This is a genomic window from Christensenella hongkongensis (genome assembly GCF_000981035.1).
Classification (GTDB): Bacteria; Bacillota; Clostridia; order Christensenellales; family Christensenellaceae; genus Christensenella; species Christensenella hongkongensis.
The window spans coordinates 80,175-101,820 of record NZ_LAYJ01000076.1; the positions used below are offsets into that span (position 1 = coordinate 80,175).

Below are 21,646 nucleotides of genomic sequence, written 5' to 3' on the forward strand. Positions count from 1 at the left end.
GAAGCATACTCCATAATCAAACGGTTTCCCTTGCGCGTTTGAGCGTATAGCAATCCAGCCAGATAATCGCCACGATAACGATTCCCTGTATGGCCTGCTGGACATATGGATCGATTCCCATCAGGTTCATACAGTTGGACAGTATAACCAGAACAAACATACCCAATGCAGACTGCCATACGCCGCCTACCCCACCGGCAAACGAAGTGCCGCCTACAACAACGCCGCAATTAACGAGCATAGCAGTATTATCGCCATAGGTAGAAGCACCCGAATTCATGAGTGAGGACAGCATTACTCCTGCCACGGCAGTTATTACACCGGACAGGACAAAGGCAACCCATTTTGTCCGTATCACATTGATGCCCGAGTACTGGGCCACAGAATAGTCCCCGCCAATCGCATAGCAGTTCCTGCCAAACGCCGTATACCGCAGCAATACGAATACGGCAATAAAGGCCAAAATCATTACAACTACGATATTTGGAACAATCCCCAAGATCTTCCCGTTCGCCAACTGCATAAATTCCTGATTGCCCGGCTGGATCGGTTTTGCATCCGTTAGCTGCTGGCATACTCCTTTCAACAGCATCCCCATACCAAGCGTAATAATAAACGGCTCCGTCCTCTGCTTTACCACAAAAAAGCCGTTGATAAATCCGACTAACGCACCCGCTCCGACAGCCACCAGAATTGCGATCCACATTGGCAGGACATTCATGAGCAGGATTGCCAAGATACCCGAGACGCACATCGTACCACCCACAGACAGATCACACGCGCCGCAAATGATTACGATCGTTATTCCAAACGCGATCATTTCGTTCACAGATGCCTGTTTCAGCATATCCATCAAATTGAAAGAAGAGAAAAATTCGGGATGCCCGAACGCCATATAGGCCAATAATATGATGACTACAAGCAGAGCCTTTTGTTTCAAAAGACCGTCTGCTACTTTCTTACCCAAAGTCAATTCCGTATTCATACAATCCCCTCCTCATACCTTCCGGCGGTTGTCAAGCCAGATAGCGATTACAAGTATCGCCCCCTTGACAACAACCTGCATATAGGTTGACACACCCAAAAGGTTCAGGCAATTTGACATGAGGGTGACGAGCAACACGCCCAGAATGGTCTTTAACACGCTTCCGTTCCCCCCCAGTAGGGATGAGCCGCCGACTACAACAGCCAGGATCGCGTTTGTTTCATACCCTTCGCCGATAAGCGGTGAAGCTGAGGTCACACGGGAAAATAACACGATTGCGCCTACCGCCGCCATAAGACCTGATAATGTAAATATAATTGTAATACTTCTGTTTACAGGAATACCCGCCAGATTTGCTGCTTTTTTATTTCCTCCCGTCAGATTGATCGCCCGCCCCATATAGGTCTTGGACTGGAAGATATAGAGAACTGCAAGGCAGCCGAGAAAAATGATAAACGATACTGGCAATATTCCAAATCCATCCTGTCCGATCGATTGGAAAAGAGAATAATCCGATCCCAGCGACCTTAACTGCTTTGTCGAGCCACCGGAAATAAGGAGTGCAAGAGCCCCATAAATCGTACTCATCCCAAAAGTAATAAATAGTGCCCGGGCCTGCGTTGTAGCCCCGCCAGAAATCAGTATTTTACTGTTCAGGTAACCCGCGCCCGCTCCAACAAGCAGTCCCACGCACAGCGCCGGGACCTGCCCAAGCACGTCGATCAGGGTTATGGTAACTACAACTGTCAGATTGATAATTCCTGCTACAGACAGGTCGATAAATCCGGCTATAATTGCGAAAGTCATCCCCAGTGACACGAAGGCAAGGGGACCGAACTGCCTTAATATATTTGCGATATTCGCGCTTGAAACAAACCGGGGTTCCGCCACTGCTGTAATCACGACCAGAACGATCAGGACAACAAGCACCAAATTTGTCTGGATAAATTTACCCGCCCGGTTAAGGGCGCGTCCTTTTTCATTGATTGCTTCCATCTTTTGTCATCCTCCCATCATTATGCCAAAGCACTTTTCATGATTACTTCAGCACTGATTCCCTCAGGGTTGAATTCACCGGTAATTTTTCCTTCGCTGACCGTCAGTACCCTGTTGCTCATATTCAATACTTCGGGTAGCTCGGAGGATATCAGAATAATAGCGCTGCCGCTTTCTGCGATTTGTTTCATCAGAAGATAAATCTCGTATTTCGCGCCAACGTCGATCCCCTTCGTAGGCTCGTCCAATATAAGGACCTTAGGCTTCATCTCGAGCCAGCGTGCCAGAATGCACTTCTGTTGGTTCCCGCCGGAAAGACTGACCACCTTGGTCTTTTCAGAGGGTGTCTTTATCTCCAGCGCCTTGATTTGCTCCCTTGCCATTTCCTGTTCTCTGCTTTTATTCACAAAGCTGTTTGGGCTTATGTTTTTCAAGGCGGCCATTGAAATATTCTGTTCCACACTGAATGGCAACACAAGGCCCTCCTCCTTCCTGTCCTCTGGTACAAATGCAATACCGGCCTTAATGGCATCTGCTGGCCTGCGGATATTTACAGGTCTCCCCGCCATCTTGATCGTATGGCCTTTCACCTTATCTGCACCAAAAATAGCACGGACGATCTCGCTCCTCCCGGCACCGACAAGCCCGACAAGGCCCAATATTTCGCCGCATTTGATTTGAAAGGAAATATCATGCAGTTTATGGGAATTAAGATGGTTTACCTCCATAAGCACATTTCCCTGGCTCCTTGGCCTTTCCGGGAACTCCATTTCAATAGAGCGGCCCACCATCTTCGCAATAATATCTTCCCGGGTGTATGCCCCTATCCTGTTTGTCTCTATTACGTTGCCATCACGCATGATCGTAACAGTTTCACACAGCCTGAAAATTTCATCCATTTTATGACTGATATAAATAATTGCAATTCCTTTTTGTTTTAATCCCTCAATGATCTGGTACAGGCCCTCCAACTCTTCATCCGTTAAACTGCTGCTCGGTTCGTCCATGATAATTAGCTTAGAACGAAATGATAACGCTTTTGCGATTTCCACCATTTGCTTTTCCGAGACGCTCAGTTTTTCCACAAGCGTATAGGTGTTTATTTTACATCCAATGCTGTCAAGAAGCTCTTTTGCTTGCCTGTGAACACCCTTCATCCCATTTAGCTCTTTAAATCTTCCAAGAAAAATATTTTCGCCTACACTCATACTGTTAACTAAATTAAGTTCCTGATATATGATGCTCAGGCCCATATTCAGTGATTGAATAGGAGTCGTATGTTCAATCGTATTTCCATCAAATATCACTGTGCCGGAATCCTTCGTATATACGCCGGATAGAATCTTCATCAAAGTAGATTTTCCTGCTCCGTTTTCGCCGATGATCCCGTGGACAATCCCTCTCCCTACTTCAAGGGATACATGATTGAGAGCCTTAACACCTGGAAACGACTTGTTGACATCTTCGATGATTAAAATCGGTTCTTTATCCTTTTCCATGTTTTTCCCTCCATTTGTTTTGAAAAGCAAGACTCGCCTCCGTACAGCTTAACCGGAGCGAGTCTTGCCAATCCCTCAATGCCCAAAGCTTACCATTCCGGGACTTCAAAATCCTTAATATTATCTTTTGTAACTACGTCAAAATCAATGTAGTTTACGACTTCGAAATCCTTGCCATCAATTGCGTTGCGCGCTACTTCCATAGCTTTTTGAGCCATTGTTACAAAGTTCTGCATGATTGTTACAGATTGTTTCCCTGACTCAACCTGGTCAAACCCTGCTTTACATCCGTCAACCGCCACGACATATACGTCATTCATCCCCGCGGATTTTAGCGCTTCGATAACGCCCGTCGCTCCATTATCCCAGTGGCAAAAAACACCCTGTATTTCATCCCCGTACTTCACAATGAAATCTTCCATGATTGCCATGGCTTCAGCTGTCGCCCATTGCGTTACACCTTTGCTGTCCAGTACTTCAATATTATCGTTCTTATACTTGTCAAAACCACTGTGGCGTTTGATCTGTGCGTCGTGACCGGTCTGCCCCATTACCTCGACAATTTTGGCTCCATCCGGAAACTTTTTATTGAATGCCTCTGCCGCGAATTTTCCAGCATCGTCATCGTTCGCTCCTACAAAGAAATCACGCACGGAAGCATTTTCTTCAGCTAAATCAGAAGAATATAAACCAATTTTCACACCAGCATCCTTCGCACTCTGCAATGCGGGAACAATTGCATTGATATCGCACGGATTTACAAAGATTACTTTTGCCCCTGCCGTAACAGCATTGCCAATCGCCGTGGATTGTTTCTGGGCGTCTCCTTCATCTGACATAATTTTTACCTGAAAACCATATTCGCTTCCATATTTTTCAAATTGTTTTGCGGAGTACCCTTGGGATTCGTTTGTCGTATCGGCAATAAAGACTAACAGATCTTCATTTCCAGATGCCGCGTTGCCGGCTGCACTTGCGGACGTTTCCGCAGATTCCGTTGCAGTGGCTTCCGTTGCCGCAGCACTTTTTTCTGCAGGCTGATCCTGACTTGCTACAGTGCCAGAACCGCCTCCACTACACCCTACCAGACAAAGCGAGACAACCAATAAGACAGAAATCAATACTGCAATACTTTTTTTCATTTTATTCCTCCTAAAATAATTATATTTATAAAGACAACAGCTATTTTATCTGCGCCTTTAAACTGTATTTACTTTTGTGAATTATAGAATGAAGACTTGAGAAATAGATTTTTATTTTCGCAAGTGTTTATATTTATGTATGAAATTATATTATAGTTTTTATGTAAATAAAATGCCTATTATTGAACAAAAAGTATATTTTATTGAACCTATCATATGAAACACGGCTCAGATTTTTAAATTTGATTTTTATTCGAATTTTTTCCTGAATGCAGACGGCGTCATACCAACCACTTCTTTAAACTTCTTCGTGAAATATTTTGGGGAAGAAAATCCAACTTTGAAGGCAATCTCTTCAATTCCATAATTTGTTTCTTCCAGATATTGCATGGCTTCATTAATACGCATGCTGCACAAGTAACCCATGATTGTCATATGCACACGCTTTTGAAATAACCTGCACAGATAAGAAGGGCTGACAAAAAGCGTCTTTGCAAGCTCTTCGATATTGATCTTTCCATTGATATTCGTACGTAAATACAAAACTGCCTTGTCAAATGTTGAAATTTTAGTTTCTTTTTCAAACTGCATCTTTATCATCATCAGCAAAGCAGTTCCAAAAAGATAACGTCCAATCATTGCGGAACGGTATTCACATTTGAGTTCATCTCTTAAAGTTTCTAAAATCCACAGGATTCTTAAATTTCTGTCACAAATATGAATGCAGCGGGAAATTTCGAAATGGTTTGTTTGAAACTGAACATAGATCGTCAAAAAATCCTCACTGCTTATATTTCTAATACAGTGCGGCATTCCCCGCGGGATCAGGATACTCTCGTTGGCATGTACCTCTTTTTGTTTTCCGTCTTTGCATTCGCATTCCATTGCTCCATTCAACAGATAGATTATCTGTCCGTATTCAGACGCATGTTCTACTAAGCGTGATTCAAGTGCTTGTTTATCCAACTTTTCACATAAAATCACATCAATTTTTCCCTCATTCAGTGTGTTTTCCATTTTATTCATCATCTCATTGAAAAGTTTCTGGTCTATCATACTGTTTTCCCCACTCATTTTTCTTTCATATGAAACCGTTTTCTGTTTTTTATATAATTATATCGAACTATTTATGCCATGTAAATATCCCGCTCGGAAAACAGCAGCCATAAACGATTCCACTTGCCACAGGCCTCGCTTTTCTTGATGCTGGATACTGTATAAAATAACTTGTGAAAGGGGGAATTGTATGAAATTACTGCTTCATGTTTGTTGTGCTCCCTGTTCGACCAAATATATTGAAGCCCTCCGCGAAGAGGGATTGGAGCCAACGCTTTTTTGGTATAATCCCAATATTCATCCCGTTACGGAGTACTGCTCCCGCAGGGGCGCCATGATCGGTTATGCAGAAGAGATTGGCGCCGGGCTGCTTTTACAGGATCACTACGGGCTTCAAATATCCCCCCGCTACGCCGGAGGTATTTCATATGCGGGCTACCAGCAATGCCTAAACAGGCACATATAGGGCCTGACATTTGCATATTCGTTACTTGCTATCCATAAATGGGTTGTCCTTAAATGGGCTCCTCAACCGATCTCCCATCTTGTCATCAATATTTCTCCAACTTCTCTTCTTTTTTCTCCATAAAACACCTGTCTTCTATACTTTGGTGCCAATGCTATAGTGATCTAAATTACACATTTCACGATACGGCAAATTCAGATGATACATTATTTTACACTTTCGATATATCACCGGATTTGTGTTATTCAATATACTATTGCCAATACGATATGATATTTGCAGTTCCATTTTGTATGTGCTAAGCTTTTTTTATCATTCATTTTGAAAACCTCCCTTTGCTTCTTTTTTGCAGTTTGTCAGTCCGCAAATTTATTTTAGCAAACGGAGGTTTTCTCTCTCATAGCTTTAAGCTTTACGGAACCCCACGCTTAGCGTGGGGTTCAATTACAAAAAGCGGTTGGAGAGCATAAAATTCCCCAACCGCTTTCATTATGCCTTCTTACTGGAAACGAGCGGCTTTCTCCCTTTGTGTCCTGCGCCCAGCTCATCCCTTCTTACTTGGCGGACTTTATGTGTTATGCCAATCGTTTGTCCTCTGTATGTATATGTGCGACCAAAAGTCCTGCTGCTTCATTCACCTTGTCAACAGATGAGACATTTACCCCATTTACTGTTAATTCGTTAGTCACTTGTGCCATTTTCTGCTTATATCCATCACGGAATCTTTTGTGCGCTGGGTAATCCGAATATTTGCTTTCCATCTGCAGACGTTCTTCGCCGGAAAAATGCTTACCCACATAATTATTCAGGAACTGAATCGTGGTCTCTATTTGCGTGCGCCCTTTTCCCTGGGAACAAGCGTCCAGCAAATTACTAATCGCCTGAAAAAGCTGCCTGTGTTCACTGTCAATCAAATGGTATTTTACTAGTGTAGTTGAATTGCAGAGAGTTTTTTTGCTGAACATACTCTCAATTATAGCAAGTAAACGGATAAAATTTATATGGGCTGTGCCCGTTTTTTTATACCTGTTTTCGTTTTATTGTATCATTTCTCTTTCATATATGTATCTTTGGAATACGGGTTCTGTTTGATTGCCGGTATATATCTATTCTGTTTCCTCCGCCGGTTTCCACGCCCTCCCAAATTCAACATCACGGAACAATGCGGTAAGCCCTGTTATTTGCTTCAAGCGTAAAATCTCATCCTTATCCATTCCCAAATGTTTGGATATCCATGCGTCAGAACGCCCAATCTCGTGCAGCTCCTTGATAATATTGCTCATCAGGTCCACATCATGAGAGCCCCGTGCACGGTTATGCCGGACAGTGCTTGCCATTCGTTTTGATAAAGGTTTATCGATCACGGAAACCGGCAGCATACCATGTTCCCGCTCATAAATATCCGGATAATTCATCATGACCTGGTACCTGTGGAACCCATCTACGATCACATATCTATCCGCTGTCTTTTCATAATAGCATACGACGGGCATGGTATAACCATCCTCTTTGATGCTGTCATATAATAGCTTCATCTCCGGCGGCGCTACTTTATTCGGATTATATGTATTCGGAATCACTTTTTCAATCGGCACTGGAATGACCTGATACGCCGGACTCTTAAAGTCTTGTTTGCTCATCGATAAATCCTCCATATTTTTTCCTGATCATTTCCACTCGTTTTTGCTCCTGCCTGGCCAATCCAAATCCCATAAAGCGGCAGACATGGTCATTTTTCAAAATACAATAACACATCCGTTTCCAGCTTGGCACATCCTTGGTACTTTTGATATCGTCCGTATGGTCTGGAAGTCTCCCTAAAAAAACAATCCGGGACTTTTTATCCAAAGTATAGTTGGAAACTCCATTTCGTTTGATTTTGTATCCGTTCTCCTTTAGTTCCCTTATCGTCTCTTCCGACAGTCCGCCGCCCGTCTTATGCCAAAATTCTATAGATGCGTTAAATTTTTTGATATAGTTATTTCGTAGCCTTTTGGGCAAAGTCTCCAGCAAAAAATAAGTATAGCTTTTCCATGTGTGTCCCTCCGGCAGCGTAATATTCCGATATCCCATTGCTTTTGTTTTGCCGTATATAGCGCCAAAATTTGCCCCATGCACCCTTCCTACCAGCTTTGTCCAGATCACAGGATCGATCACCCGGTACAGGTTCAGGCTTTCTTTTGCAGCGTCGCTGAACGGCGAAGCAACCCTCATCTGGTCCGGCTTTAATCCAGCTTTGTAATACATATCATAAAGACCGTTATAATCGTAATCAAACCGGTAATTCGCAATCCAAACGTCGCTCGTCGACCAATCATACAAGGGAGAGGCACACCACACATCCTTGAATTGTTTGGAGATCCAGCATTCACCTTTATATCCATATTTTTTATTCAAAAATCCACTATACCGCTGTAATGATTCATCCGCCCGCAGGCCCAATAAGCAGGCCGTTTTCTTATTCCCATGCTGCTCTTTATAAAAACGTCCGAACTGCTTTGCAAGGTCTTCCTGATGCATCCGGTAGCGATAATGATCGAATGGATGGTCTAAATTGATGACATAAGGGTGGTCCGGCATATCGCGCACCCACAGCTTCTTTTTAGTATCATCCCACGGATACCAGTACATTTCATAGCTGCTGAGCGCCGTCCTCGTCGCCATTGGCAGGCATACCCAATATAGATTTTTGGTCTCGGGCCATAAATTTTGGAAGGTTCGTTCAATGTACTGTGTTGTCAGCGTATATTGCGCCTCGAAATCCTGATGGAAAACACCAACAATACGGTCAGGGTAATATTTCCGTTTGAAATCCATCACAAGATTAAGCAGCAGCCCACTGTCTTTCCCTCCGCTGAAAGAAACATAAATATTATCAAATTCTTGGAATATATATTCAAGCCGTTCCTGTAAAGCGTCATACACACTGACAGATTGATATTCCTTTTTCATATTTCCGCTCATCCGATACATTTTTTAATTAAATATTATACTAATATTTTAGAAAAAATATGAAAATTTGAAATCCAGCTATGGAAAACATACTTTTTTTGTTCTGTGTTTCGAAGCCTAAAAAAGCCCATTGTTATAGGCTTTTTTAGAAATCCAGCTATTTTGTCAGTAAGACTTGGTGGAGATGAGGGGAGTCGAACCCCTGTCCGAAAGCCTGCCCGGGCAACTTTCTACAAGCTTATTGGTTTTTGTAAAATTCCCTCTTCAAGACCCCAAACCACAAAATTCAGGAAGAAGTAGCTTCATAAAATCCATGCCGCCTCAAAGCTTTGGCAGCATAGTAGCCTGTTTTAAATTAGCTCCCGATTCTTTCCCAAACAGGAAAGGAAAGGTCAGAAGGCCGCTTATTTAATTAAGCAGCGAGCAGAGCGGGAGAACCCACCTCTGCAGTTTTGTTTGTTTTAGCATTTATATTTAGGTGAATCTTTTTAACGCAGAGTACTCAACTGCGGCTTGCTTATTGCCTTTACAAATGCCCCCGTCGAAACCAGTACATCCCCATATGAAATTTTTAATTGTTTTCCTTAAAATCTTCTCTCCATATCCCGCTTGATTGCCTTTTCCTTGAGATCCTGCCGTTTATCGTACAAATGCTTTCCGCGGCAGACGCCGATCTCAATCTTGACCTTGCCCCGCTTTAAATACATCCGCAGCGGAATCAGCGTGTATCCCTTTTGCGCGGTAAGCCCCAATAACCTTGTGATTTCTTTTTTGTGAAGCAGCAGCTTTCTGACACGCAGCGGATCCCTGTTGAAAATGTTTCCCTTTTCGTAGGGGCTGATGTGTAAATTATTGACAAACGCCTCCGCTCCATGAATATTTACATAAGAATCCCGCAGGTTTACCCTCGCCATACGGCACGATTTTACTTCCGTGCCCACAAGCTCGATTCCTGCTTCGTACTTATCCTCTATGAAATATTCATGCCACGCCTTTTTATTCTGCGCAAGCACCTTCTCTCCTGCCGCCATGCCGCTTCCTCTTATCACATTCTCTATTACTATTATAACCCAAGTTTATGCAAAGGTAAATTCTATTTTCCCCAAAGCCACATCTGCGGATACCACCTTGATGCTGATCTTATCACCAAGCGTAATCCGTTTTTTTGTATGTTCGCCGATCACACAGTATTCTTTTTCATAGTATTCATAGTAATCATCATCAAGCCGCGCCAATGGAATCATGCCCTCTATCGTGTTTTTAAGCTCCGCAAAAATCCCAAAGCGAGTCACTCCCGATACAACTGCCTCGTATACCTCGCCAACATGCTCCTTCATGTACTCTGCCATTTTCAGGTTCGTTACTGCGCGTTCCGCTTCGATTGCGTTACGTTCGCGGGCGCTGGTGTGCTGCGCTACCTCCGGCAGTATGCTGCACAAATGGCGAATATATCCCTCATTCATCCTGCCCTCTATCGTCGCTTTGATAATACGGTGCACCTGCAAGTCCGGATATCGCCTGATAGGCGATGTAAAATGGCAGTACTGATCTGCCGCGAGCCCAAAATGCGAAACCGGCTCCGTTGCGTACCGCGCTTTCTTAAGCGCCCGCAGCGTCACTGTATTTACAATCGTTTCCTCTGTCGTACCGGCAACCTTCTCCAACACGTCCTGAATCGCGTGCGGATGAATGTTTTGGAATCCCTTCAGGTGGATACCAAAATTCCCAAGAAAAATCGCAAGCTCCTTCATTCTGTCTGCATCCGGCTGTTCGTGGATACGGTATAAAAACGGTATATCCATATAATGATATAACTCTGCAACTGTGATATTCGCCCGAAGCATAAATTCCTCTATCAGCTTTTCCGCATCTCCGCGTTTTCTGACTCGAACATCTACGGGCACGCCGTTATCTCCTAATATGATCTCAGCTTCATCGATATTAAAATCAATGCTCCCCTTCTCAAAGCGTCTTTCACGAAGCGTCTTGGCAATCGAATTCATGCTTCGCAGCATCCCGGCAATATCCGCATACGCCTCATTTTCCTGCGCGTCCCCGGCCAGAAGACGGTTCACGCCATTGTAAGTCAGGCGATGCCTGGAACGAATCACACTATTCTCAATACGCTGGCTGACTATATCTCCACGCGCGTTGACTTCCATCAGGCAGGAAAGCGTAAGCTTATCCTCGCCTGCATTGAGCGAACATAAATCATTGGACAATTCCTTTGGAAGCATTGGCACAACCCTGTCCACCAGATAAACGCTCGTGCCGCGCCGGAGCGCCTCCCTGTCAAGTGGCGTTCCCTCGCGTACATAATGGCTTACGTCCGCAATATGGACGCCCAGTTCATAATTTCCATTATCCAGAAGGCGCAGCGATACCGCGTCGTCAAGATCCTTTGCGTCGTCGCCGTCAATCGTCACAATCATTTCATCGCGCAGGTCCAGCCGGTTCTTCAAATCCTTTTCCCCGCCTGTCAGCTCACGCGCCTGCTGCGCGCAATCCTCAGGAAAATCGGATACCAGTCCAAACCGCCGCGCATATGCAAGGATATCGATGCCCGCGTCTCCCGCTCGTCCAAGTATTTCAGTAATTTTACCTTCCGGGCTTTTTCCATTCTGTGCGCGACGCGTTACGCTGATCACTACCTTTTGGCCGTTTTTGGCCTTCATTGTTTTGCTTTTGGGAACGTAGATATCGTCGATTGCCGAATCGTCGCTCACAACAAATACAGTCCCATTTTTTGCCTGAACAGTCCCAACCGTCTCTACGGGCAGCGGTGAAAGCACCTTGATTACCTTTCCTTCCAGATGCTTCCCCTCTTGCTGGTGCTTCGAAAGTTTTACAAGCACCTCTTCCCCGCTGAACGCACCGCCCTTATGCGAAGGCGCTACAAAGATATCGTCCATGCCCTCCGGCGTTCTCAGGAACGCAAAACCGCCCTGTTTACAGTCAAGAACTCCCTTAAACAACCCCATCGTGCTTGCCAGCGCATATTTCCCGCTTTTTGTCTTTGCGACCTCATTCTCTTTTTCCAGCGCGCCAAGCTCTTCCCGCAGTTCCTCCTCCGGGACTTCCAAATCCTGCGCCATCATCTTTGGATCTGCATAAATCCGGTCGCCGATCATCTGCAATATCCGTTCTTTTTCTATCAAATAAATTCTCCTGTCCTTCCGGTCATACGCATTCCGTATGATCCAGCCATAAAAAAAGCACCCCTGCGTGGGTGCTTTTGATTCTCATTTTTGCTTACATCCAATACTTTTGCATGACCACAAGCAATACAGCCAATATCATGAAACCGATCGCGGCAATTCTTGTAAGCCGCACCAACGTCGCTTCCATCCCACGGGCCTTCTTTTTACCCCACATAGCTTCCGCACCGCCGCCGATCGCACCGGGCACCCCTGTTTTCGCACCAGACTGCAGCAGAACCACCACAATCAGGAAAATAGAGAAAGCTACCAACACTATTTTTATGATAAGAGATAATACCTCCATGACAAACCTCCGATTAAAATACGTAACAGCAGTATAATACCATGAAACAGCTTTAAATGCAACTTATTTTTTATTGCAGTTGATTAAATGGTTACACAACCAATATTTACCAAAACTGCTATAAAGCATACATAATTGCGTTTCGCTACGCGCTAAGTTTCATCCATTGGCCGTAATATGCCGGTCAATATTTCCTCGAGCTGCGCATAAGTATCAGCCCGGACTACCTCGGTACGCAAACGCGCCGCATGCTTCATTCCCTTTATATAATGGGAAGCGTGTCCACGCATTTGTTTGATCGCAAGCGTTTCGCCCTTTTGGTCTACAGCCAGACGGGCCTGCCTCAGGCACATCCTTATTTTTTGCTCCTCTGTTGGAATTGTTTTGACGCATCCTGTTTCAAGCAATTCCCTGATCTGCGTGAACAAAAAAGGATTCCCCTGCGCGCCGCGCGCTACCATCACCGCGTCGCACTTTGTTTTTTCAAGCAGCCCCACAGCATCTTGTGCCGTAAAAATATCGCCGTTACCAATCACCTTTGCCTGTACGGCCCGCTTCACTTCAGCGATAATATCCCAGTCTGCCTTTCCACTGTAATACTGTTCGCGCGTTCTTCCATGTACCGCAAGTACATCCGCTCCCGCATCCTCGGCTGTTTTTGCAAAGGCTACAGCGTTTTTATCACGGTTACTGAACCCTGCGCGAAATTTGACACTGACAGGTACATCCGACGCCTTTTTGACAGCAGAAATAATCTCTCCCGCCAAAATCGGTTCCTTCATGAGCGCGCTCCCTTCGCCGTTGTTTACAATCTTTGGCGCAGGGCAACCCATATTGATATCTATCATAAACAACCGTTCGCCCATCGAATCACATATTTTTTTAGCCGTATCTGCAACCGTCTGCGGTTCCCGCCCAAAAAGCTGAACCACCACCCGCTTTTCAAGCTTGCTAAGCGAGAGAAGCTCTTTGGTATGTGCATTTTTGTACATAATTCCTTTCGCGCTGACCATCTCCGTAACGGTCATTTGCGCGCCGCACTCAATACATACCTCACGCATCGCCGCATCCGTTACGCCCGCCATCGGTGCAAGGTAAACTTTTGGTATTTCCATATCGTCCATTCCCGTCAAAAAAACAGGCATACAAAAGAATATCCCTTTGTATGCCCTCTTATTTTCCGCTTTATTCCTGCTGCGCCGTTTCGCCGTCCTCCGGCTCATCCGCAGCCTGTGACGCGCTTGCGGAAGGGCTTGCCACTGCCGAAGGGCTGGTTGTTACAGTCGGCTCCACAGCCTTCACAAACTTAATACCGTCTATTTTCCAGGTATTGTCTTCCTTAACCAGCGTTACCTCATAGGTTCCGTTTTGCCATTCCGGGGGCTTCTGCGTAATTTCCAGGCCCTCCTGCGCCGCCGCTTCATCCTGAACGATCGGCGTTCCGGCAATATCCGTCACCAGGTCATCCACGTTAATCGTTGCGCGATCCTGCCACGGCCACACGATCGTACCGTCTACATCCGTACGCTGGTAATAATTGGTAATTGTAAAATCATCATATGCCGATCCATGCAACAACGAATCGGCGCTCAAATAATACTCTGTGAAAAAGCGGCTCAAAAGCTCTTTGTTCGTCCCGTCCTCGTCATCCATTAAAACCGCCGTAGCTCTCTGCGTAAAGGCATCCTTTGCTACCATACGGATATTCATGGTGTTCATTGCCGCATAAAATGCGACAATAACAAGCGCAATTACAACAATTACAATCGCAATCCGTGACAATACGAACAAAAAACCCTTTGCCGTCTTGATTCCGCCTTCTTTTGTCATATTTCACTTGAAGCGGCTGGAAGTACTCCATACCGCGTTTCCCCCTTTATTTTGCAAGGTCTTGCTGTATCGGGCATAAAACCATCCCTGCGTCTCATCGAAATCTGTAGCTGCACAGTCCTTTGCGTCCGATGAAAACAATACCAGCCTGATTCTGTCGTTCCTTTCCCCGCCATTTGCCTGTCAAACCTCTAATGATGGGGATCATGACTTATACTCCTAATTATTGTATCAGAGCATCGTCCAGCCTTCAAGTACTGTTTGGGCAAATGATCATTTTCCAAATCCAATAGCAAAAAACAGCTGGATTCTTCCAGCCGTTTTTTTAACCACTTGATTCATTTTCCACACTGAACCATTTCACAGAAATTTCCTTCCGGATCCCTGCAGAACAAATAGGAATTTCCACTCTCCCTCCAGAACGGCGGGCTCAAGCATTCCAAGCCCGCGTCTGTAAGCTTTTCGTAGATTTCGTCGATTCCTCTGACCTCAAGGCTGTAATGCAATCCTGTGTCATTGATCATAAAATCTTTTGGGCGCTGTGTATTCGACGACTTGCACGATTCATAGGATAGCAGCTTCATTGCCGGGCTCTGGTCGGCATAACAAAGCTCGGCTATCTTAATCCGGGCGTCTCCAAGGCCAATTCCTTTGCAAAAATCATCATCCTTGCAACCATATTCTCGTTCCACACTGAATCCCAGAACGCCAGTAAAAAAGGCTTTCATTTTTTCCAAATCCTCCACCACGATTCCCATGTGGTTGAGTCCAATTACTTTTCCCATGTTTTTCTCCTTCTCTCCCAGCCTTTATTCTTCAAAGGCACCTTTCATTCTTTTGACGTCCTGCCTGAGCAGGTCAAAAATATCCCCGCCACGTTCACACAACGGTTTTTTGCTGTAGTAATTTTCCAGATAGAGCCATCCGTCGTAGTTGATGTTTTTAAGATATTCGAGCGAACCCGGTACGTTGGCGTTTCCGTCTCCAATCAACTGAGAGCTGATAACACTATCTATCCCGTCCTTTACATGTATCTCAGGATACAAAAGATCATTTTTGTACAGGAAATCGATTACTTCAAGCTGATCGAGCCTCGCCACCCTCCAATAATTCTGCGTATCGTAGGAGATTGAGAAATTTGGTCTGTCCACAAGCTTTGCAAGTTTCAACGTCCATTCCGGTGAGAGCGTGTTTTCCGATGTAACATCCATTCCATGCTTTGCCGCTTCATCGCAGCCATACCGCAGAGCCTCCGCAGTAATTTCTAGTTCTTCTTCCGTCCTGATCTCACCGTCGCCAAAACTGGGATATAATACCATCTGCATTTTCATATAGGAGGCCATGTCTATCGTCCTGTCGATAATATCATAGACAAGTTTTCCCTTTTCCGTATTTTTGGGGTGAAGCATACCTGTGTAATCAAAATCGCTTACATTTACGGAAGGGAATTTTACATTATATTTGTCACCCATCTCCAGATAATAATCCCTGTGCCATTTCCAGTCGAGCATAAAAGGTTCGTCTTCCGGCGTGATATAAATGATCTGTATACCGTTAAGCCCCATATCGCTCGCCAGCTTAATATTTCCGATTCGTTTGCCCGGAAGGGCAAAATCGATAATCCCAAACTTCACGTCCATTGTTGTTCTTCCTTTCTGTTTTATCCTGTTGTCAAAAAGACATTGCGCAGTCGTAAGCATTCTCTACAACCGACAGCAAATTTCCAACTTCTCTGGAGTCGCCAATGTTATACGCATTTACTCCAAGCTTTATGAGTTCGTCAAACAGCGTATGATTTGGTACATATCCTGCAGCAATGACCACCGTATCGGTTGGAATCTCTGTCTGCTTTCCCTTGCTCTCAATACAAACGCCTTCTTTTCCAATAGATACCACCTTTGAATTTTTGTACAAATTCACTTTGTAATACGTCAGGAGATTGCGCAGCATCATTGAATTTGCAGGGTTCAGGAAGGGTGTCTGCAAAATGTCCGGAAGCATTTCTACAACGCTCACCTTCCTTCCATTCAAAGCCAATTCGTAGGCAATTTCACATCCTGTCAACCCGCCCCCTACGATCACTGCACGCTTACCAACCGTATCAAGGCTGCAAAGTGCCTCAATCGCGGTACGCATATCCGCTTCCACATCCATCGGAATCGGTAGTCTGCGTTCCTTGCTTCCCGTGGCTGCAATCACACGGTCATATCCTTTCGCCGCAAGTTCTGCCGCGGATATTGTTGTGTTCAGATGGATCATGATGCCACAGCGCTCCATTTCGTGTTCATACCATGCCAGTAGCTTTCTGTCAAAGGCCTTACATGCAGGCATTGCCGCAGCATTAAAAACACCGCCCAGTTTTGAGTCCTTTTCAAACAGGTCTACCTTATGTCCTCTGAGGCTGCAAATTCTCGCGCTCTCCATACCGCCAATACCACCGCCCACAATAGCAATTCTCCCCGGACGGTCACTTTTACCGAAATCGCGCTCGTTTGCCATTCCCAGCCTTGGGTTGATAGCACAGGTCATGCTTTGTCCAAATACAATCCGAAAGCAGCCGCTTTGGCATGAAATACACGGACGTATTTCTTCCATTCGTCCTTCCTTTACCTTGTTTGGCCAGTCCGGTTCGGCGAGTAGCGTCCTTCCAATACTTGCACAGTCGATTTTCCCCTGCTCTATCGCCTTGGCAATCCTGTACGGATCGTCCATTTTACCGGCACAGAACATGGGAATTCTGACGGCCTGCTTGACAAATGCTACATCCTCAAGATTGCACAAATGCGGCATGTAGACAGGTGGATGGGACCAATACCATGCGTCGTTTGAGCCGTTGTCCGCATCAATCGCATCATATCCCATTTTTTCAAGCAATACGGCGATCTCTCTTGATTCTTCACGGCAACGTCCGTATTCTTCATATCTTTCCCCGGGCAGTGCTCCATCGTTCAGGCCCTTCATTTTGCTTTCCATACTCATTCGCATTATGGTTGGGAATTTCTCACCACAGGAGTCTTTTACAGCTTGCAGCAATTCCTTTGCAAGGCGTAGCCTGTTTTCAAGCGTACCGCCATATTCATCCGTCCTGTGGTTAAATTTTTCAATCGCAAATTGATCCAGGAGATATCCCTCATGCAGTGCGTGTACCTCAATTCCATCAAATCCCGCATCTTTCAAAAGCTTTGCGGAATCCCTGAAACACTGAAGCAAATGGCCAATCCAGTCTTTGGATACACCGGAATGTTTTATTTCCGGCATCCATGCGTTTGGAACCCCGTCAGACGGAGCCACAAGACGGCTACGGTCAATATCCTTTACATTTTCAGGTGTCAGAAACTGACATCTCCCCACTCCAATTGTAAGCTGACCAAATACCTTGGCCCCATACTGGTGGATGTTTTTGCACATTTCCGTAGCAGGTCCAAGAAATACATCCCTGTAATCAGCAAAAGAGTCCCATTCCGGCGTAAGTACATATATGCTTCCTGTAATCAGCAACCCAACTCCCCCCCGCGCTCTTTCTTCCAGTATGTTCCTGGCACGGTAATCAAACTTGCGGTCTGAATCGACGATTGGTCCCGGATCCATTGGGCACTGTACGATACGGTTTTTGATTTCGCATGTCCCAATTTTGATTGGCTGGAACAGCGCTTCAATTCTTTTCTCCATTTTCCGGCTCCATTCTTTACTTCAGATAATGGTTGTACACAGACGTCCCTTCATCAAACGATTTTTTTGCCAGATCTGCAATTTCTACTACACGCCTTGCGTCTGTCGTCCCACACGGAGTTTCTTTGCCTGTCTGTACGGCATCCACAAAGGCAAACACTTCGCTCTCGTATGCGTCGCCAAAACGTTCCCAATACCACGGGCAGCATTCATTTCTCATACCGTATTCGTCTTTCACCGTAACAAATGAATTGATCCCTGTATTTACAGTGATAGAACCCTTTGTCCCCACTACTTCCAGCCAAACGTCATAACCGCAGGTTGCCAGCCTGTTACCTTCAATTTCCGCCATCACACCGTTTTGGAACTGGAGCATAACTGCATCAGCGTCCAGGTCGTTAAAGTCCTTAAATTCTTCAAACGAGTATACCCCGCCAATCGCAAACACCTTTTCCACCTCAGAATTTGCAAACCATCTCGCAAGGTCGAAATCGTGTACGTTCAGGTCAAAGAAAATGCCACCCGATCCCGGTAGAAAACGATCGAAAAATTCCCTGTGTTTGCCGGGATCCCTCGTCACGCTTTTTACCTTAATCACATCCCCAATTTCTCCACGGTCAACTCTTGCCTTTGCATCCATCATCGATTTATCAAACCGTCTCAAAAAAGCCACCTGTATTACTTTGCCTTTATTCGACGCCACAGCTTCGTCTATTTCATCCAGTTCATCAAACGTAAGTCCCGTCGGCTTTTCGCAAAAAATATGCTTTTTCGCAGCGCAGGCCGCCTTGATGCACTCACAGTGCGCAGCAGAGGTGTTCGTAATAAACACGGCATCAATTTCCTCGTCATTCATTACATCATGATAATCGGTTGTGTATTTTCTCGCGCCCAGCCTTTGCGCAGTAGACCTTGCAAGCTCTTCATTCAGATCGCATACCGTCACAAGCTCCGCGTCCGGCACACGCAATGCAACCGTCTCAGCATGACAAATTCCCATACGTCCCACACCAATTGAAGCAATTCTCAGTTTTTCCATGATTTCTTTTCCTCCTGTTGTTTTCATTGTGTCTATTTAGTTATATTGTCTGACTTCGCAATAATTTCCGTCCGGATCCCTTACAAGCATAAATGTGAATCCTTCCGAATGCGAAATTGGCTCCGAAACACTTTTCCCATCATATTGTGAAAGCTTTTGGTAAATTTCTCCAATATCGTCAACTGATACACTGAAATGTTTTACCCCTACGTCATTGAAAGCAAAATCGCTCGGCCTCGCTGTGCTCGGCGCTTTGGGGGTGATATAATACAATAGCTCCATCGCCACCGAGCCGTCCTCGTTTTCCAGCATTACTATGTCCTGGCTCATACCTGGAAGGTTGAGCGTCTTCCTGCTGTCCTCATCATCCGCCCTAAATTTTGCAGCCACCTTAAAGCCAAGCAGGCCGCAGTAAAAATCAATAATTTTTTCTAAGTTTTCAGTTACAAGACCAATGTGGTTATACGTTACAACCTTTCTCATTTTTACACCTCTCATATTTTTTATTTAGTTTCTTTTTATTACCTTAACTTATGGCAGCAAAGGCCTTCCACATCGTGTGCGGCTTCCATGATCATCTCGCTCACCGTCGGATGCGCGTGGATCGTATCTGCAATCTCTTCCACCGTTGCCTCGGCCTTCATCGCAACCGCAATCTCGCCGATCATATCCGTCGCACGCGGCGCCACCATGCACGCCCCAAGGATTTCTCCCGTCTCGCTGTGCGTCACCAGCTTTACAAAGCCGTCTGTACAGTTCATGATCATGCTGCGGCCATTTCCCGCCGTCGCAAAGTTTCCTGTCTTCACCGGCAGCCCCTGCGCCTTTGCCTGCGCCTCCGTCAGTCCTACGCTCGCAATCTCCGGGCTCGAATAAATACATGCCGGTACAATATCATATTTCATCGTTTCGTTTTTGCCATTTACATTCGCAGCCGCCACAAGCCCCTGCGCGCTCGCCACGTGCGCAAGCTGTATCTTTCCTGTGATGTCGCCGATCGCGTAGATCCCCGGCACGTTTGTACGCATCTGCCCGTCTACCTGCACAAAGCCCCGCTCGCTTGCGACTCCCGCCGCCTCAAGCCCAAGATCCTGTGTCACAGGCCGCCTGCCCACCGCGATCACTACGATCTCGCCGTCCGCTTCGCCCTGCTTGCCGTCTTCTTCAAAGACGCACTTAAGACCGTCCCTGATCTCCAGCACCTTCGCTCCCGTGTGGATTTCCACGCCTTTCTTTTCCAGCAGCTTCTTCATCGTCGCGCTTGCGTCCTCATCCATTTCATTGAGGATGCGCGGCAGCATTTCCACTACCGTCACCTTTTTGCCAAATGCGCTTAAAAGCGTCGCAAACTCGATGCCGATCACACCTCCGCCAATGATCACCGCAGACTCCGGCAGCTTTGTAAGCTCCAGTACGCCATCCGAGTTCATCACGCCAGCCTTGTCCGCTCCCGGAATCGGCACGCGCGCCGGCTCCGAGCCCGTTGCCAGTATGATGTTTTTCGCGCTGTATTCCCTGTCTCCCACCTTGAAGGTGTTCTTTCCGGTCAATACCGCCTGTCCTTCCAAAAGCGTAATCTTACGCCCCTTCACAAGCCCCGCAATTCCCATCCGCAGCTTCTTCACCACGCTGTTCTTACGCTCCGCTGTCTTTGCGTAATCCACTGCCATTTCCTTTACGTTAATGCCCAGCGTATCGCCTGATTCCTTCATTTCCTCATACAGCTCCGCTGTGTGCAGCAGCGCCTTTGTCGGGATACATCCCCTGTTCAGGCATGTCCCCCCAAGCTCCCGCTTTTCAACGAGCGCCGTCTTTTTGCCGTACTGTGCGCAGCGGATCGCGCTCACATATCCGCCCGGGCCGCCGCCGATCACCACTACGTCAAACTCTTCCATTCCGCCTGCCGCAGGCGTTTCCTGCGCCGCCGGAGCCGCTGCTCCGCCCGTTTCCCCGATGAGCGCCGAAATATCCTCGCCCGGCTCTCCAATCACCGCTATCAGCTCTGTGATCGGCACCACTTCGCCTTCGCCCTTTACGATCTTAAGGAGCGTCCCGCTTGCCGGCGCGTCCATCGTGATCGTCAATTTATCTGTTTCCATCTCAAACAGCGGTTCGCCTTCCACGCACTTTCCGCCTTCCGGCACCAGCCATTTGATGATGGTTCCTTCCGTCATTTGCAGCCCCTGCTTGGGCATGATTACTTTCTCTGCCATTTTCGCCAATCCTCGTTTTCCTTTGTTTGTTATCCGGCTGCCCCCGGCAGCCGGATAACAGGAGTATTTGCTTGCTTTACAGCATCAATGTCGGTTCCTCTACATACTGCTTCACACGTCCCAGGAACTGTGCCGCCGGCGCGCCGTCCACGATCCTGTGGTCGTACGTCAGCGTCATCGACATGATCGGCCTGATCACAATTTCATCACCGATTACCACCGGCGTTTTGGTGATCGCTCCCAGTGCCAGTATGCCCGATTCCGGCGTATTGATAATCGCCGTGAATTCGTCCAG

At 46.2% G+C, this 21,646-nt stretch carries 21 protein-coding genes and 1 other RNA gene; 1 reads left to right on the forward strand and 21 read right to left on the reverse strand.

Annotated elements, in window-relative coordinates; all coding sequences use genetic code 11:
• Positions 1–16 precede the first annotated feature (16 nt).
• The 5 genes from CHK_RS04960 to CHK_RS15590 form a co-directional block, all read right to left on the reverse strand.
• Positions 17–985 carry an ABC transporter permease gene (locus CHK_RS04960; protein WP_046442921.1) on the reverse strand — a complete coding sequence of 323 codons (969 nt, stop codon included), beginning with the start codon at positions 983–985 and terminating at the stop codon, positions 17–19.
• 12 nt (positions 986–997) lie between these two features.
• Positions 998–1,981: an ABC transporter permease gene (locus CHK_RS04965; protein ID WP_046442922.1), complete on the reverse strand. Its 984-nt coding sequence runs from the start codon at positions 1,979–1,981 to the stop codon at positions 998–1,000.
• A 20-nt stretch (positions 1,982–2,001) separates the two neighbouring features.
• Positions 2,002–3,480, reverse strand: coding sequence for a sugar ABC transporter ATP-binding protein (locus CHK_RS04970; RefSeq protein WP_046442951.1), 1,479 nt, complete (start codon positions 3,478–3,480; stop codon positions 2,002–2,004).
• Positions 3,481–3,569: 89 nt separating this feature from the next.
• Positions 3,570–4,622, reverse strand: coding sequence for a sugar ABC transporter substrate-binding protein (locus tag CHK_RS04975; RefSeq protein WP_046442923.1), 1,053 nt, complete (start codon positions 4,620–4,622; stop codon positions 3,570–3,572).
• A 249-nt stretch (positions 4,623–4,871) separates the two neighbouring features.
• Complete coding sequence (locus tag CHK_RS15590; RefSeq protein ID WP_082103402.1) at positions 4,872–5,696, reverse strand: AraC family transcriptional regulator; 825 nt, start codon at positions 5,694–5,696, stop codon at positions 4,872–4,874.
• 172 nt (positions 5,697–5,868) lie between these two features.
• On the opposite strand from CHK_RS15590, the gene CHK_RS04985 reads away from it, so the two are divergent.
• On the forward strand, positions 5,869–6,144 hold the full coding sequence (locus CHK_RS04985) for an epoxyqueuosine reductase QueH (protein WP_052740347.1): 276 nt from the start codon (positions 5,869–5,871) through the stop codon (positions 6,142–6,144).
• Between the two features lie 575 nt (positions 6,145–6,719).
• Here the strand turns inward: CHK_RS04985 and CHK_RS04990 are convergent.
• The 16 genes from CHK_RS04990 to CHK_RS05060 all read right to left on the reverse strand — a co-directional run.
• Positions 6,720–7,058, reverse strand: a complete 339-nt coding sequence (locus CHK_RS04990; RefSeq protein ID WP_235843832.1) for a hemerythrin family protein — start codon at positions 7,056–7,058, stop codon at positions 6,720–6,722.
• A gap of 192 nt (positions 7,059–7,250) precedes the next feature.
• Complete coding sequence (locus CHK_RS04995; RefSeq protein WP_046442925.1) at positions 7,251–7,784, reverse strand: IbrB-like domain-containing protein; 534 nt, start codon at positions 7,782–7,784, stop codon at positions 7,251–7,253.
• Positions 7,765–9,096 carry a phosphoadenosine phosphosulfate reductase gene (locus tag CHK_RS05000; protein ID WP_046442926.1) on the reverse strand — a complete coding sequence of 444 codons (1,332 nt, stop codon included), beginning with the start codon at positions 9,094–9,096 and terminating at the stop codon, positions 7,765–7,767. The genes CHK_RS04995 and CHK_RS05000 overlap by 20 nt, the downstream gene beginning before the upstream one ends.
• A 176-nt stretch (positions 9,097–9,272) precedes the next feature.
• Positions 9,273–9,656: a transfer-messenger RNA gene (ssrA, locus tag CHK_RS16050) on the reverse strand.
• A 24-nt stretch (positions 9,657–9,680) separates the two neighbouring features.
• Positions 9,681–10,127, reverse strand: a complete 447-nt coding sequence (smpB, locus tag CHK_RS05005) for an SsrA-binding protein SmpB (RefSeq protein WP_046442927.1) — start codon at positions 10,125–10,127, stop codon at positions 9,681–9,683.
• Positions 10,128–10,172: 45 nt separating this feature from the next.
• Positions 10,173–12,254: a ribonuclease R gene (gene rnr / locus CHK_RS05010; RefSeq protein WP_052740349.1), complete on the reverse strand. Its 2,082-nt coding sequence runs from the start codon at positions 12,252–12,254 to the stop codon at positions 10,173–10,175.
• A gap of 94 nt (positions 12,255–12,348) precedes the next feature.
• Positions 12,349–12,600 (reverse strand): preprotein translocase subunit SecG, encoded by a 252-nt coding sequence (gene secG, locus CHK_RS05015; protein WP_046442928.1) that lies wholly within the window; start codon positions 12,598–12,600, stop codon positions 12,349–12,351.
• Between the two features lie 152 nt (positions 12,601–12,752).
• Positions 12,753–13,745, reverse strand: coding sequence for a tRNA dihydrouridine synthase DusB (gene dusB / locus CHK_RS05020; protein WP_242844866.1), 993 nt, complete (start codon positions 13,743–13,745; stop codon positions 12,753–12,755).
• A 40-nt stretch (positions 13,746–13,785) separates the two neighbouring features.
• Positions 13,786–14,430: a hypothetical protein gene (locus tag CHK_RS05025; RefSeq protein ID WP_046442929.1), complete on the reverse strand. Its 645-nt coding sequence runs from the start codon at positions 14,428–14,430 to the stop codon at positions 13,786–13,788.
• Between the two features lie 338 nt (positions 14,431–14,768).
• A complete protein-coding gene (locus CHK_RS05030) occupies positions 14,769–15,215 on the reverse strand; it encodes a VOC family protein (protein WP_046442930.1) in 447 nt (148 codons plus the stop codon).
• Between the two features lie 24 nt (positions 15,216–15,239).
• A complete protein-coding gene (locus CHK_RS05035; protein WP_046442931.1) occupies positions 15,240–16,070 on the reverse strand; it encodes a sugar phosphate isomerase/epimerase family protein in 831 nt (276 codons plus the stop codon).
• A gap of 31 nt (positions 16,071–16,101) precedes the next feature.
• The gene (locus CHK_RS05040; protein ID WP_046442932.1) at positions 16,102–18,099 is read right to left on the reverse strand and encodes an oxidoreductase; all 1,998 of its coding nucleotides are present in this window, start codon (positions 18,097–18,099) and stop codon (positions 16,102–16,104) included.
• 16 nt (positions 18,100–18,115) lie between these two features.
• Positions 18,116–19,138 (reverse strand): Gfo/Idh/MocA family protein, encoded by a 1,023-nt coding sequence (locus tag CHK_RS05045; protein WP_046442933.1) that lies wholly within the window; start codon positions 19,136–19,138, stop codon positions 18,116–18,118.
• Between the two features lie 36 nt (positions 19,139–19,174).
• Entirely contained in the window at positions 19,175–19,621 is a 447-nt protein-coding gene (locus CHK_RS15595) for a VOC family protein (RefSeq protein WP_052740350.1), read from the reverse strand.
• Between the two features lie 38 nt (positions 19,622–19,659).
• Complete coding sequence (gene lpdA / locus CHK_RS05055; protein WP_046442957.1) at positions 19,660–21,351, reverse strand: dihydrolipoyl dehydrogenase; 1,692 nt, start codon at positions 21,349–21,351, stop codon at positions 19,660–19,662.
• Between the two features lie 76 nt (positions 21,352–21,427).
• Positions 21,428–21,646, reverse strand: a 219-nt coding sequence (locus CHK_RS05060) for a 2-oxo acid dehydrogenase subunit E2 (protein ID WP_046442934.1), incomplete at its 5' end; no start/stop codon positions are given.